The sequence below is a fragment of the Desulfobacter latus genome (genome assembly GCF_013389365.1).
Classification (GTDB): domain Bacteria; phylum Desulfobacterota; class Desulfobacteria; order Desulfobacterales; family Desulfobacteraceae; genus Desulfobacter; species Desulfobacter latus.
This window is the reverse complement of the sequence record NZ_JACADJ010000016.1, coordinates 1-14,538: the sequence shown is the minus strand read 5'-3', so window position 1 is coordinate 14,538 and position 14,538 is coordinate 1. Positions and strand designations below refer to the sequence as shown.

The window sequence follows — 14,538 nt, the reverse complement described above, 5'->3', positions numbered from 1 at the left end:
TCTTTGTGTCTTAGTGTCTTTGTGAGAGTTTTTCAACTAAATATATTTTCCGGAACTATAGGTCTTGAAATATCATGTTTTCTCTTTGGTTAATTGTTTTGTCTCTTCTTCTTCTTCTTTTTCTTCTTTTATATCATCTGCCGGTATCTCTTGAATTTGGGTGGGCGGTGACGCCGGCAGCCTTTTTTCAAGACGATCGGATTTTCGACGCAATTCTTGTTCTAATTTGACAGCGGCTTCCTCAAGACTCGGTGCCATCACAACCGCATCTTCCAAAGACATGATCAAACGCTTTATTTGTGGTATTTTCAGCGGTCCTTCCTCTTGGAGATAGAGTGGTTGGATGTAGAGCGGTGCGCCTCCGGTTGGTTCAATGATCATTTTGCCAAATACCAGCTCTGAGCCTCGCTGGTCCCACAGCGAGAACTGTTCTGAAATTACGGTATCCTGGTTCACCAGGGAGTGGACCTGTGCCGGCCCATATACCTGTTGATTGCGTGGAAAACGGTAGGCATAGATTTTTCCATAATTTTCAAGATCGTTTCCCGCAAACATCAACGCCCGCAGATTATCCCGGCCAAATGGGGATAAGGGCAGAAACAGGAAAAATTCATCTTTTCCAGGTTCTATTAAATCTAAAGTCAGGTAATACGGGGTCGCCGGGAAAAATTCCTGACCGATAGCAATCTTGGAAAACATCCAGTTATCCTCCTGTCTAAAGAACCGCTCCGGATTCGTTTGGTGATAGGTCGCATAAATGGACATTTGAATGGTAAAGATATCACGCGGATACCGAATATGTTGTTTCAGAATCGTCGGCATTTCAGATATCGGCTGGAATATTCCGGGATACATTTTACGGTACGCATTAATGATGGGATCGCCGGGATCGGCTATATAATATGAGACGTTTCCATTATAGGCATCAATCACTATTTTTACCGAATTACGAATGTAGTTGAATCCTTCTTCGTTGTATGGGGGTGCAATCGGGTAATTGGATGCTGTTGTATACGCGTCCTGTATCCAGAAAAGGCCCTTGGGTGTGTGAACGATATAGGGATCCTGGTCCAGTTTAAGAAAGGGGGTAATATGCAGAATTCGTTCTATAATATTTCTTCGAAACAGTATTCTGCTTTGGTTGTTTGTTTTGGTGGTAAAAAAGATATCTCGATCTTTAAAATAATTTGCCAATAAAAATTTGCGCCAAAGTGAATTGATCGTGATGCCGCCCGTTCCATTATAATGCACTATCTTCTCACCCTCTCCGGTAGACGAACCGATTTCACCGACATTGTTTGGAACGATTGCGTAGGGCTTATCCGCAAGTCCGTAATAAATATCGGTTTGATCGTTGGATAATCCAAATTGAGATCGCGGGGGGATGTCTTTGATAAACCACGTCATTGGTTCATCTCCAGCCTTGGCGGCCGGAATCATGGCCACGCCCTGACCGTGAGTATATTGAAGATGCATGTTAATCCAGTTCTGAGCGACTTCGGGCAGTTTTGAATTATTTATCTCTCTGGCCCCAAGATAGACCTGTCGATATTCACCATCTACCCAATACCGGTCAACATCAATCGTTGGAAATGAATAATATGTCCGTATACTTTGAAGTTCCTCGAATACACTACCAAGAATCTCTCTGTCCCAGACGGGAACATTACGCAACCGACGCAGGGTATCCGGATCATCGGCATCGAAAGAGACAGCCGAAGTTGTTTCAAAGTCCCTGGTTTCCACCTTGTCAAGCCCATAGGCCGCAAGCGTAGCATCAACACTTGCTTTGATGTAGTCTTTCTCCCGAACCATCTGGTTTGGCATCACGATGTATTTTCTAACGGTATCCCCAAATGTTTCAATATCTTTTCCCAGAAATGCAATAATAAAAATTAAAAAAAAGATAATGGGCATTTTCCATCCGACGCGCCTGTTAATTTTGAGTACCAGAAAAATACCCGTTAACATCAGGGAAACCACTGTCGCCCATATAAAGGGAAGTATCACAGTCATCTCTACAAAGCCGGGACCTTTGAAAACAGGAAGATTGACTGTTTCATACAATAGATCATACCGCTCCAGCATAAATCCCCAGCATAAAATCGCAAAAATAAATATCACCAGGATACTGGTGTGCCAATGTGCTTTATGGGATTTAATACGGTATTCTATGGGGGTTGCCGCTTTCTCGTACCAGTAAATAAAGAGCACGCCTGCGAGCATCAGTGTAACGACGATGAGGATTTCTTTTTGGAGCAAATTATAGATCGGAAGAGAAAAAAGGTAAAAACCAATGTCCTTGCCGAACAGAGGATCCAACACACCACTATGACTTCCAAAGAGAAACAGCAGTGAATTTTCCCAATTTTTGAAAACCGGTATGGCAACTATCAAAGCCATCACAAAGGAAAGAAGCAGATACATGTTTCGCAAGGCATGATTGAGATGCTTGAGCCATTTTTTTTCTTTGTAACCCTCCGGTTTGTCTTCAAATCCAATAATATGGGAAGCAACCCTGAAGTTGATATAGAAGATTGCAAAAAACAGGATCGTAAAAAATATAAATATCAGGTATGGATAGAGTATCCTCAGAAGATAATAGGATGTCATTCCTTGGGCTTGAAACCACCACAAGTCCACAAAAAAATCTAGAAATATAAAATTAACAGTAGCGGCCAGGATACCGAGTATCGCAAGTAAGCCGATGATGAATAATGCCATCCACTTTTTCTTTATATTAGCCATTTTTTCCCATTTCTTTTTTAAATTACTTTTAAACTTCATCTTTAACAATAAAATAAAATCATGAATAAAAACATAAGAAATTATAAAAATAAAAATAAAAAAAAAGAAGATCAATGTCTGACAAACGCCGTTCATGAGTATAACCTTCACTTCTAAGAATTTTCATTCCCCAGCACCTCACATCCCGTCGCGAAATGTGCTATGTTTATCATCAAGATCAATTGACACGATTCGGATCTGATTATATTAAAAGGTGATTATGTTGAAGTACATTTTATAACCTGACTGACAACAGATTTTAAGCCTTGCCAATGATGAAACTAAAAACAATATGCATGTTGTCTGCAATTATCTGTGTTTCCGTCTCAGGCACTTGCCATGCCGGTGCGATAATGGTAAATGGGACTGAATTTTCAAATTCGGTTGAAGTTCGGGGAATCCGTCTGCAATTATCAGGTGCGGCACTGCTCAGATATATGTTTTTCATAGAGGCATATACCGGCGCACTGTACTTGCCGGAGAAAACGGATGGACGGGATGCGCTGGATGATATATCCAAGCACCTGGTCTTGGAATATCGTGTGGCGCTGTCTTCAGATGGTTTTGCCAAGGCAACCACCGAAAAAATTAAGGCGTCTGTCAGCAAAGACGCGTTTCAGCGCCTTTTGCCAAAAATCAAGTCATTGAACCGACTATACAAAGATGTTCAGCCCAAAGACCGCTATGCGTTGACTTATCTGCCGGGACTTGGAACCCAGTTGACGCTTAATGCCGAGCCGCTCGGAACAATAAAAGGATCGGAATTTGCCAGAGCGGTATTTGCCATCTGGATCGGTAAAAATCCAATTGACAAAAAATTTAGAGACCGGCTTCTGGGCAAATCAAAATGATCAGCAGATAAACAGGTGCTTGAATTTAGGCCGAGAGTGCGATTTACGGCAATTTGAGCTGTTTAACGCCAAAAGGATGAGACGCAATGAGTACCCCGAAATCACCATCTTACGACGAGTTGACGCGCCGCCTGGAGGCTGCGGAATCGGCGTTGAAGGCTATCCGGGAAGGCCGGGTGGACACCATTCCGGGCGAACAAGAAACCCTGGTGGATCGCCCGGCTGAGGCCGAGGCCCGGCAAGCGCACCAGAAGCAGGTGATGCCGGCCATCCGCAAACTCAACCGGCTGGAGGAAAGCCACCGATATCTGGGTTTAGTCATCGAAGGCTCGGGTGTGGGAACCTGGGAATGGAACGTCCGGACCAACGAAACCCGCTTCAACGAGCAATGGGCAGGCATGCTCGGATACACCATCGAGGAACTGACCCCCTACGACTACACGACCTGGGAACGCCTGGTCCACCCGGAAGACCTCGAACAGGCCTGCCGGGCTCTGGCGGATTGCGTTGTCGGCATTACAACCGACTACAAATGCGAGTTCCGTATGAAACACAAGGACGGTCGATGGGTCTGGATTCTCGATCAGGGGCGTATTATGACCCATGACGATACGGGTAAGGCCTTGTCCATGTTCGGTACCCATACCGACATCACGCGGATCAAACAGGCCGAGGAGGCCCTGCGCGAGAGCGAAAGCCGGTTTCGCAAGATTTTCGAGAATGCTCCGATTGGGATTGCTCTCGTCGATCTGGATTACCGCCTACTGGCATTCAATCAGGCATATGGCGATTTGCTGGGACGCGACGAATCCGAGATTCAGACCCTTTTACTCAAGGATTTCACCCATCCGGATGATCTGGCGGAGAACCTCCGCCTGCAGTCTCGCCTGGGTCGCGGCGAAATCGACCAATACAGCCTGGAGAAGCGTTTCGTGCGCAAGAACGGAGATGTCCGTTGGGGGCATTTGACCGCATGTCTGATACGGGATTCGAATGGTGAGCCGCTTAACTTTCTCGGTCACGTATTGGACATCACCGACCGCAAACAGGCCGAAAAGGACCTGAGCCGGCAACAACGATCCCTTGATCTGTACAACCGGATCGCCACCGTTTTCCTGACCTCCTCTGGGGACGAGGTCTTTGCCGGAGTTCTCGATGTCATCCTGAGGCTCCTGGACAGCCGGTTCGGCTATTTCGGATATATCGACGAGGCGGGCAACCTGGTCTGCCCCTCCATGACGCGCGACGTCTGGGATCAATGCCCGGTGGCCGAAAAGAGTATCGTCTTCCCCCGGTCCGACTGGGGCGGGCTGTGGGGCCGGTCCCTGCTGGAAAAGCGAACCCTGGTTGCCAACGAAAACCTCCGGCTTCCCCAGGGGCATGTGGTCTTGAAAAACGCCCTGGCGGTGCCCATCGTGCACCACGACACCCTGATCGGCCAGTTTGTCGTGGCCGACAAGGCGGGGGGATACAACCAGGAGGACCGGGAACTCCTGGAAGCTGCGGCCGCACACACCGCGCCGATCCTGTTCGCCATCCGGGAAGAGGCCCGCCAAAAAATTGCCCATGAAAAACTGGAAGCGCAACTGCGTCAGGCCCAGAAAATGGAAGCCGTGGGCCGTCTGGCCGGCGGCGTGGCCCACGACTTCAACAACATGCTCTTCATCATTCTCGGCAATGTCGAAATGCTGTCCGAGAATCAGCCCACTGATGGCCCCTTTCGAAAGAACCTGGCGGCAATCCGCAAGGCCGCCGAGGGCTCGGCCGACTTGACCCGGCAACTGCTGGCCTTTGCCCGCAAACAAACCGTGGCCCCCCGGCTGATCGATCTCAACAAGACCGTGGAAAGCATGCTCAATATGCTGCGGCGGCTGATCGGCGAAGATATTGATATGGCCTGGATTCCGGGCGGGAATGTCCAACAGGTGAAGATCGATCCCGGCCAGATCGACCAGATCCTGGCCAACCTGTGCGTCAACGCCCGGGACGCCATCGCCGGTGTCGGCAAGGTGACCATCGAAACCGGCAATACCGCTTTCGACGAAGCCTATTGCGGGAATCATGGGGGATTTACGCCCGGACAATACGTTATGCTGGCCGTGAGCGACAACGGCTGCGGCATGGACGAGGAGACTTGCGCCAATATCTTTGAGCCGTTCTTCACCACCAAGGACGTCGGCAAAGGCACCGGCCTGGGCCTGGCCACGGTCTACGGTGCGGTGAAACAAAACAACGGGTTCATCAATGTTTACAGCGAACCGGGCCATGGAACGACCTTCAAGATTTACCTGCCGCGCCACAAACCCAAAACGCCCCCGGTGCCGGAGAAGGGGCCGGATAAACCGAGCAAACGCGGCCGCGAGACGATCCTGCTGGTGGAGGACGAGCCCTCGGTCCTGAAAATGACCACCATGATGCTCGAGCGACAGGGCTATACCGTGCTGGGGGCCGCCGCACCGGGTGAGGCCGTCCGCCTGGCCGCGGAACATGCCGGCCATATCCACCTGCTTATGACCGACGTGGTGATGCCCGAAATGAACGGCCGCGACCTGGCCAAAAACATCCTTTCCCTTTATCCCGACCTGAAGTGCCTGTTCATGTCGGGCTATACCGCCAACGTGATCGCCCACCACGGTGTCCTGGACGAGGATGTGAATTTTATCCAGAAACCGTTCTCGAAAAGTGATCTGGCAGTCAAACTGCGGAAGGTGCTGGCGCAAAATTAGTGCAACTTGTCGTTCAATGATAAAGGCCCGGTTTATTCATGCGTCAGCACTGGGTGAATTTGGATATTGTTGACGGATAGTACGCGGCAGTCTATGATGGGTTCAGAATCTAAGGCTGCTTGAAAGGATAATGTATGTATCGATATAGAAAATTGATGGTCTGTCTGAACCTGGACGAACATGATCGGTACCTGGTTAAATACGCAGGGCTCATTTCCCGGATGACCACGTCGGAAGAGGTTCTGTTTGTATATGTGTATGATTCATTTGATATCCCTGAGGAGATCAGGAAGATTTATCCTCAATTAGATGCACCGCCGGAAGCGATGGTGGAAAAAAAAATGCAAAAAATCGTGGATGCGCATTTCAACGGATATAAAGATACTGCGGTTACGTTCAAGATCATGGAAGGGCCCCGGCTGGGCATGCTGATTTCGTGTACAAAAAAATATGATATAGACCTTTTAGTCGTCGGTCATCATCCCAACGACTCGGCCACTGCCGATTGGCTTCCGGAAAAATTGGCCCGTAAAGCCTTTTGCTCTGTCCTGGTTATCCCAAGCAATACCACTGCGTATTTTGATGAAATTCTTGTGGCCGTGGATTTCAGTGATCACTCATTAAATGCACTGGATGTGGGCAGTGCCTTTGCAAAGGCGGCCGGCATTGATCATCTCTATATATTGAATACGTATCAGGTTCCGATCGGACACCAGAAAACAGGTAAGACTTACGAGGAATTTGCCGATATCATGCTTGAGAATGCAAAATCAAAATTACGGCTCGCCTTGTCCAAGGTTGATCTTAAATCCGTGCGTATCAAACCGGTGTTTAAAAAAGATAAAAATATTGTCGGCAGTATCCGGAAATTTTCAGAAAGCCTGGGGGAGGCCCTGATCGTTGTCGGGGCCCGGGGTCGAAGTGGCAATATCGCGGCAATACTTCTGGGCAGCATTACCGAAGGGTTGATCCGGACAACACACAATCCGGTTCTGGCAGTTAAAGAAAAAGGCCAGGGATTAAATATTTTAGACGCATTTACATCACAGTAATGATTCATTTCATACAGGAGAAATAGAATAGAATGGATTCTCATGACAAAAACGATGAACCCCTGATTTTGAAACTTCGTGCCATCATCCGATTTGCCGTAAGGGCTCTGGCTATGATTATGACGGCTGTAATTCTTTGGGGGGTGGTTGATGTGTGTTGGGTGTTGTATCAGGAATTGATCTCTCCACCCAGATTCATGCTGACCATGAGTGACATCCTTGCCACTTTCGGGGCCTTTATGGCGGTACTCATTGCCATTGAAATATTTGTAAATATATGTATTTACCTGAGAGAAGATGTGATCCATGTCCAGATTGTCATGGCAACCGCCCTGATGGCCATTGCCCGGAAAGTTATCATTCTTGACTTCAACAAGACCAGCCCGCAATATGTGTGGGCCATTGCTGGTGTTGTTTTTGCCATGAGCATCGGATATTATCTGGTATTGAACTCATCTCAAACATGTATCGCAATGTTTGATCCAATTTTTCCAAAGGATCGCCATGAAATACATAAAGGCGAAAAGCCGGAATAGGCGGCTCCGGTTAAGGAGATGTAAATAGTTGGCATGAAATGGATTCGGCGTGTCAGTATCGCCATCGCTTTGCTGGTGGTTTGCTGTGTGATTCTTTTTTTCTTTCTGCCCCGGTTTAATGATTACCAAGATGAGGGACAATTAAATCTTGCCGGCTTAAGCCGGCCCGTAACCGTAACCCGGGACGATTCGGGTATTGCTTATATTCATGCCGAAAATATTGGAGATCTGTTGTTTGCGCAAGGGTTTGTCACGGCCCAGGACCGGCTGTTCCAGATGCAGATGACCCGGATGTATTATGAAGGACGGATGTGCGAGCTGGCAGGGGCGAAGGCCAGGGATCTGGATGTGCGCATGCGCACCATCGGAATTTTACGCATGGCGAAAAAACAGGCCCGGATATTGAATCCTGCCTTGCGAAAACAGTTTCAACACTATGTGGACGGCATAAATACCTTCATAAAAAAATGTCCACATGATCTTGCTTTGGCATTTCGTATGGCCGGGATCAAACCGGATTTATGGCAGGTGGAAGACTGCCTGGGGGTACTGTTTTATATGGGATATTCCACGGCAGCCAACCTGACCACGGAGATCATCTCCCAGATGCTGCTGGATACCCTGGGATATGAAAAAACCGCCATGCTGCTGCCTTTGAATATTAATGTGGATGACCCGGATGACCAGGGCTTTATTGCCATGCCGCCCAAGGAGATCCTTGGGGTGGCCCTGCCGTTTGACCCCGCTCTTTTGGCCTTTGCCGGGGACAGGATGCTGCGGGTGGGCAGTAACAACTGGGCCATGGCGCCGGAAAAGTCCGTGACCGGGGCTGCGGTGCTCTCCGGCGATCCCCACCTGGACCCGAGAATACTGCCGGGGGTCTGGTATCCGGCAGGGCTGATCTGCCCCGGCATCCGGGCCGTTGGGGTGCAGATCCCCGGCATCCCGGGGATGGGGGTAGGGCGCACCGAGCACATTGCCTTGTCCGCCACCAACAATTATGGTGACATGGTGGACCTGTATATTGAAACCGTTGATTCAGGCAATCCGGACCATTATCTGGAGGGCGTCAATTCCATTGCCTTTGGGCATATTAAAGAACGGTTGAAAATTAAGGATAAGGCGGCACCCGGCGGCTTTCGAACGGAAGATATCGATATCCGCACCACCCGCAGGGGACCGGTGGTATCTAAAGTCCTCAAGGGTCTGGACACCAATAAGGTGTTTACGCTCAGATTTGCGCCGCTTGAATCCATGACACCGGATATCGGGGTGCTGGATCTGCTGACGGCAAAAAATGCCGAAGATCTTTCCCGGGCTTTGCAGGACCTGACCATGGCCTGTTTTAACTGGGTGTTTGCGGATACTTCAGGCAATATCGGCCACCAGACATCCGGCCGGGTTCCCCTGCGCCGGAACGGCGGCACGTTTCCCCATGTGGTCAAAGAGAGCACAGACAACTGGCAGGGCTGGATTGCCCCGGATCAGATGCCCGGGCAGATCAACCCGGAAAAAAAATGGATTGGCACCTGCAACAATAAAACGGTGGACACAGGCTTTCCCCATTATTATTCATCCTATTTTGCACCGTCATTCCGTTATGCAAGGTTAAAAGAGCTCATGGCAGGCAAAGTCCAGCAGACACCTTTGGATATGTGGCAATATCAAAGAGATACGGGCAATGTCATGGCCCGGCGCATTGCACCGATTATGGCACGGATTCTTCTGGCAAACGGGGATACAAAAGATCTGGGACGGATTGTGGCGGACTGGGATTTTAAAGATGATCCTGAAAAGGCCGGGCCTTTGATTTTTCAAGCCATATACCGGCAGTTTGCATTGGCGGTGTTTGAAGATGATCTGGGGCCACAAAAGGTTTGGACGCTGTTGAATGCCTGGTATTACTGGCAGGAGCGCCTCTTACAATTTGTGCTGGCCGGTGACAGTCCTTTTTTTGATGATATATGCACTGCCGGTAAAAGAGAAACCATGGCGGATCTTTTTGTCCGGGCCGCCCATGCCGCCCGGAAGGAGTTGTCCCGGACCCTTGGCGATAACCCTGCCCAATGGCGCTGGGGGGATCTGCATACCCTTGAACTGGTTAATCCCCTTGTCCGTAAAGGGCGACTGAAGGGCTTGCTTGGCACAGGGCCTATGCCCATGGGCGGCTCCGGTGAAACCCTGTATCGGGGATGGTATGATTTTGACGCCCCCTATGCCGTGACCCATTGTGCATCCCTGCGCTTTGTGGCGGATATGGGGGATGATGAAAAGCTCATGGCGGTGTTGCCGGGCGGGGCGTCAGGCCGGACCTTTCATTCCCACCAGAAAGACCTGGTTGACGGTTTTATGGATGGATCTGTCCAGTACTGGTGGTTTTCAGATGTTGCCATTAAGGCCCATGCACAAACGACTTTGACATTGGTACCGCAAAGTCATTAACTTAAGCGTTAAATGATAACATTTTAAAGAGCGACGAATTAGATTCATTAATTTCAAATTCGGATCTGGTCTGAACTTTTTCTTGCTTGCCATGATAATAGCTGATATATAAAAAAACATGGAAAAATCAAGGACTTCTTTCCATATTTACGTCTTAATTATTTCAATATATGGAAAATTTTCTATTCTATAGAGTGATATAATGGAAAATTTTCCATCTATAACAACTGTTCTTTTTTAATAGACCAACTAAACGAGAATAATGAATGTTGATATTTGGTTTCTTCAAAAATAAAAATCTTTGAAATGAATTATTTCCTTCCAGGTGAAATAGGGGACCATGAATATGAAAACAGATTTTTCTTTTGAATTTCTTTGTGTTGATAAAACCGGGAAAACTGTAATTAAAACAGTAGAAAATTTTAAACACGCATTACTGGCTAATTCAAATTTATGGAAGTCTCCTTCTTCACAGGCAACAGATACTATTTGCGATCAGGCTCTTAAAGTAAAGATAGCCCTTGTTGATTCAGAGGATGAGACCGATCAGCAACTCAAAAGAGCTTTTTTGATAAATATAAAAGGACCTTTTGAGGACACCGAAAAATTAAGAATACCAATAATTGACTACTCAAAAGAATTAAAATTTGAACCCATTTACGTTGTTTTAGATGAAGTCTCCGAAAGAATAGCTTCTCAACTTTATCCAGGAATCCATCAAGTAGAGAACAAATTAAGAGGATACCTGATCAAATTTTTCATAAAAAAACTTGGCCCTAATTGGTGGAAAGTAACAGCTGATTCAGACATGAACCGGAAAGCAAAAGCCCGTAATGTCGAAAGTAGAGTTTTAACTACATCGCTTGATAGTTCAGCATATCTTATTGATTTCGGTGACTTGGGAAGAATTGTGTTTCAACAAATTTCAGGTTTTTTGAGTCGAGATGACATTATCAAACGAATTCGAAATATGGATGAATCTGTCAATTCTATACGTATTTTAAAGGAAGAAATTGAAACGAACTATACAAAATTTTTTAACGACGCGTTTCGGATAAAAGATTTTCAAAAAAAATGGGAAGACTTAGAAAAAATTCGTCACAAAGTTGCGCATAATAACCTTTTCACTCAAAATCAATGTGAAATAGGAGAAAACTTAATAAAAGAATTATTAGAAATTATAGATGAAGCTGATAGTGGCGTTGAAGATATACAATTTAGCGATTTAGATAGGGATGCTATTCGGGAAAGTATAGTTGAACATAGTGCTTTTGATATCATCAGCGAAGATAAACTTCTTGAGGAACTTAAAAGTCAGTATGAACAGTTCCTGTCCACAGATGGCTTTGTTGGACTCAGTCATTTTGTTAAAAATCATTTAGGCATTTTAGGGTTTGATTTTCGGAGTTCATACGAGCTTATTTCTCTCCTTGAAAAAAAAGGATTGGTAGAAATTTATAAAGTGGATAATCCTGTGGGCGATTATGAAGTTTCAGCTATTAGGCCATTAAAAAAACAAAGTGATTCATCCCCCGATGATTAATTCCGTTGCTACATAATAAGCAATGAAAAGAACAAAACGCTGGAGAGGGACCAGGCTTACTGCGCGGCCTTTCGGGAGTGCCTGGTTCAGGAAAATTTAACTTTTTATCGGAGCTTTTGGGGTTTAAGAAGCCTGGCCCCTCAGCTCCCCGTTAGCCTCCAAATAAGGACACCACAACCGTGCCTGTTAACTTTGATAAATTAAGTATTGGGAAAAAATACGACCGCCCTTATTTAGCTGACATTTGGGGATATAGAGGGTTTCAGGCAATTTCAAGAGGTGTTGTAACCCCTTCGGGAACCAATTTCATAATTTTATTTGTCACAAAAGAAAAACAACAGGCTTTAACCCAATACAACGATTATTTGGATGGAGAGTTTTTGCACTGGGAAGGGGAAGAAAAGCATTCCTCAGATAGCAGGATTGTAAATGCAAAGTCTGTGCAGGATGAAATTCACCTATTTTACCGAGATATTCATCATTCACCATTTGTTTATTATGGGGAAATTTTCCTAAAAAACCATATCCTGCATACAAAAGAACCAAGCAAATTTGTTTTTAGCATTGGCCAGGCAAAGCAAGTGACAGACTTATTAGATGACATCAAGTTCCATCAAAACGATTATAAATCTCTCAGTCAAACAGAAAAAGACTCAATTATAAAAAGTCGTATCGGACAAGGGTTGTTTAGAGATGGAGTCGTAGCCTTATGGGGCAATTGTTCAGTGACAGGCCTAAGCAACCTTTCTATACTTCGTGCATCACATATAAAACCCTGGAGAGATTCATCCAATCAGGAGCGCTTAGACCCTAAGAATGGACTACTCCTTCAACCGACATTAGATCATCTATTTGATTCAGGACTCATTTCATTTGACGTAAAAGGTATTGTAATATTTTCATCAAGATTATCGCAAGATGATATCAAGAAATTGACACTATCAGATAGTTTGAAATTAAGAAAACTCCCTGATAGACTTATGAAATACATGGAATATCATCGAGAAAAGGTGTTCAAAAATGGCTAACAAAACGCTCGAGGTGACCGGGCTACCTGCGCCGTCTTTTTGAAAGCTCTTGGTGCATGAAAATTTAACTTTTTATTGGAGCTTTTGTGGTTTTAAAGCCCGGCACCTCAGCTCCCCGTTCGGCGGCAACGAAATGACCACTGTGCCCAACAAAAAGAAAGGAAGAATTAAAAAATGAAAAACAGATGGCTCATGTTGTGTTTCAGGGTTTTTTTATGGGCTGATAAGGTTAACTATTTGAAATATATGATAAAAAGACTCGGCCTTGCGATACAAAGGAAATGTAGATATTGCTAATTATTTCAAATAGTTAAAGTAATCGTCAAAAATTAGACCCCAAAACGCGACATGAGCGAAAAAAAATATTAGAGGATATCTAAAACAATGACATCTATTATATAGAAAAGTATCAGGGATATTAGGAATTCCGGGGACATAATACCATTTTACGAAGGATTCCGGGGACATGATACCTATTTATTAAATTCAAACATCATCATGTCCCTGTAAAACCGATGATCTCCGAACAACAACGCTACAGCCGACCGGGGAGTTATCGCTTTTTGAAAATGCTTGGTTTTAGAAAAAACTTGGCTTTTACAACGCGCTTGGCAATGTGCCCCCCGTTCGGCAAAAAACTGAAATTTGGAGGATACAATGGATAGAACATTAGTGTCTCATCAACAACTACTTAAAATAATAAATTCAGAGTTATCGAACCACGAAGAATGTAATACTTGCCAAGTCACTTCGGTAATATGCCTAACAGATGAGGACGAAGACGGTTGCAACTGGTATAGCGGGAATCTGAGTTGCAGCGGAGTTCCCGCTGACGTCTGTTCTCCTATTGCAAACCAAATAATTTCACAAGCGAAGATAAAATTTAACGTAAAATGAAAAAATCCATACCTGAAAATACAAAAAGGAGAATACCATTAGGTTCAGTATCTATTAACACACGAAGGGCAAATATTTTTATAGACTCATGCGCCTTCGATCCAAAGTATATGCCAGAGGATTTAGCCTCTGAAAGGCTATTTCAGCTATATAACGCTGGCGAGATAAATCTTGTGATATCCCACTCGAATATGAAGGAGATTGAACATCCCAATGTGCCACCAGTAGTAAAAATGGAAGCAGATGCTAAAATTTATACAATAGAGGTAGAGCTTTCAGAAGCCGAGCTAATTTTAAAAGAACAAATCTTGAATTTGTTGGCTGGGAATGGTCGGCGAGACAAAATGCTACAGGATTCAGAGCATGTATTCGAAGCGCAAAAATATGGAAAGTTTTTCGTAACGACCGACAAAGGCATACTAAAAAGAAGAGTTAAGCTTGCTCAATTGTGCGGCATTCTCGTTGTACTGCCTAGTGAGATGTTGCATCTCATAGAGGCTAATGCCGAACGCTGCTAATTCAGTTAACGCAAAAAAAAAACGAATGGTTAATTATTACTGTCGGTTCGATGGTTTTTAATGTCAAATATTAAATTTATTTATTAATTATTTCAAATGGTTACTTATAAATATTTGAAATAATTATCTATTTGATTTTATCAATAAAATCAAATAGA

9 protein-coding genes are annotated in these 14,538 nt (G+C 45.4%); 8 read left to right on the top strand and 1 reads right to left on the bottom strand.

The window, feature by feature from the left end:
* Positions 1 to 72 precede the first annotated feature (72 nt).
* Complete coding sequence (locus tag HXW94_RS06805) at positions 73 to 2,724, bottom strand: UPF0182 family protein (RefSeq protein ID WP_218576602.1); 2,652 nt, start codon at positions 2,722 to 2,724, stop codon at positions 73 to 75.
* A gap of 416 nt (positions 2,725 to 3,140) precedes the next feature.
* Between HXW94_RS06805 and HXW94_RS06800 the strand changes: the two genes are divergently transcribed.
* From HXW94_RS06800 to HXW94_RS06765, 8 genes are all read left to right on the top strand, one after another.
* Entirely contained in the window at positions 3,141 to 3,638 is a 498-nt protein-coding gene (locus HXW94_RS06800) for a chalcone isomerase family protein (protein WP_218576601.1), read from the top strand.
* Positions 3,639 to 3,724: 86 nt separating this feature from the next.
* Positions 3,725 to 6,364 (top strand): PAS domain S-box protein, encoded by a 2,640-nt coding sequence (locus tag HXW94_RS06795; RefSeq protein WP_178366143.1) that lies wholly within the window; start codon positions 3,725 to 3,727, stop codon positions 6,362 to 6,364.
* Between the two features lie 134 nt (positions 6,365 to 6,498).
* Positions 6,499 to 7,416 (top strand): universal stress protein, encoded by a 918-nt coding sequence (locus HXW94_RS06790; RefSeq protein WP_178366142.1) that lies wholly within the window; start codon positions 6,499 to 6,501, stop codon positions 7,414 to 7,416.
* Positions 7,417 to 7,448: 32 nt separating this feature from the next.
* On the top strand, positions 7,449 to 7,952 hold the full coding sequence (locus HXW94_RS06785; RefSeq protein WP_178366141.1) for a phosphate-starvation-inducible PsiE family protein: 504 nt from the start codon (positions 7,449 to 7,451) through the stop codon (positions 7,950 to 7,952).
* A 33-nt stretch (positions 7,953 to 7,985) separates the two neighbouring features.
* A complete protein-coding gene (locus HXW94_RS06780; RefSeq protein WP_178366140.1) occupies positions 7,986 to 10,394 on the top strand; it encodes a penicillin acylase family protein in 2,409 nt (802 codons plus the stop codon).
* Positions 10,395 to 10,740: 346 nt separating this feature from the next.
* On the top strand, positions 10,741 to 11,937 hold the full coding sequence (locus HXW94_RS06775; RefSeq protein WP_178366139.1) for a hypothetical protein: 1,197 nt from the start codon (positions 10,741 to 10,743) through the stop codon (positions 11,935 to 11,937).
* A 179-nt stretch (positions 11,938 to 12,116) separates the two neighbouring features.
* On the top strand, positions 12,117 to 12,965 hold the full coding sequence (locus HXW94_RS20110) for an HNH endonuclease (RefSeq protein WP_178366138.1): 849 nt from the start codon (positions 12,117 to 12,119) through the stop codon (positions 12,963 to 12,965).
* A gap of 893 nt (positions 12,966 to 13,858) precedes the next feature.
* Positions 13,859 to 14,380 (top strand): hypothetical protein, encoded by a 522-nt coding sequence (locus tag HXW94_RS06765; protein ID WP_178366137.1) that lies wholly within the window; start codon positions 13,859 to 13,861, stop codon positions 14,378 to 14,380.
* The last annotated feature ends 158 nt before the right edge of the window (positions 14,381 to 14,538 follow it).

What these genes read in the sequence shown, in the direction of transcription:
- HXW94_RS06775 (WP_178366139.1), top strand. Translation starts at nt 10,741, where the DNA reads ATGAAAACAGATTTTTCTTTTGAATTTCTTTGTGTTGATAAAACCGGG.
- HXW94_RS06800 (WP_218576601.1), top strand. Translation starts at nt 3,141, where the DNA reads ATGGTAAATGGGACTGAATTTTCAAATTCGGTTGAAGTTCGGGGAATC.
- HXW94_RS06795 (WP_178366143.1), top strand. Translation starts at nt 3,725, where the DNA reads ATGAGTACCCCGAAATCACCATCTTACGACGAGTTGACGCGCCGCCTG.
- HXW94_RS06765 (WP_178366137.1), top strand. Translation starts at nt 13,859, where the DNA reads ATGAAAAAATCCATACCTGAAAATACAAAAAGGAGAATACCATTAGGT.
- HXW94_RS06805 (WP_218576602.1), bottom strand. Translation starts at nt 2,724, where the DNA reads ATGGCATTATTCATCATCGGCTTACTTGCGATACTCGGTATCCTGGCC.
- HXW94_RS06785 (WP_178366141.1), top strand. Translation starts at nt 7,449, where the DNA reads ATGGATTCTCATGACAAAAACGATGAACCCCTGATTTTGAAACTTCGT.
- HXW94_RS06790 (WP_178366142.1), top strand. Translation starts at nt 6,499, where the DNA reads ATGTATCGATATAGAAAATTGATGGTCTGTCTGAACCTGGACGAACAT.
- HXW94_RS06780 (WP_178366140.1), top strand. Translation starts at nt 7,986, where the DNA reads ATGAAATGGATTCGGCGTGTCAGTATCGCCATCGCTTTGCTGGTGGTT.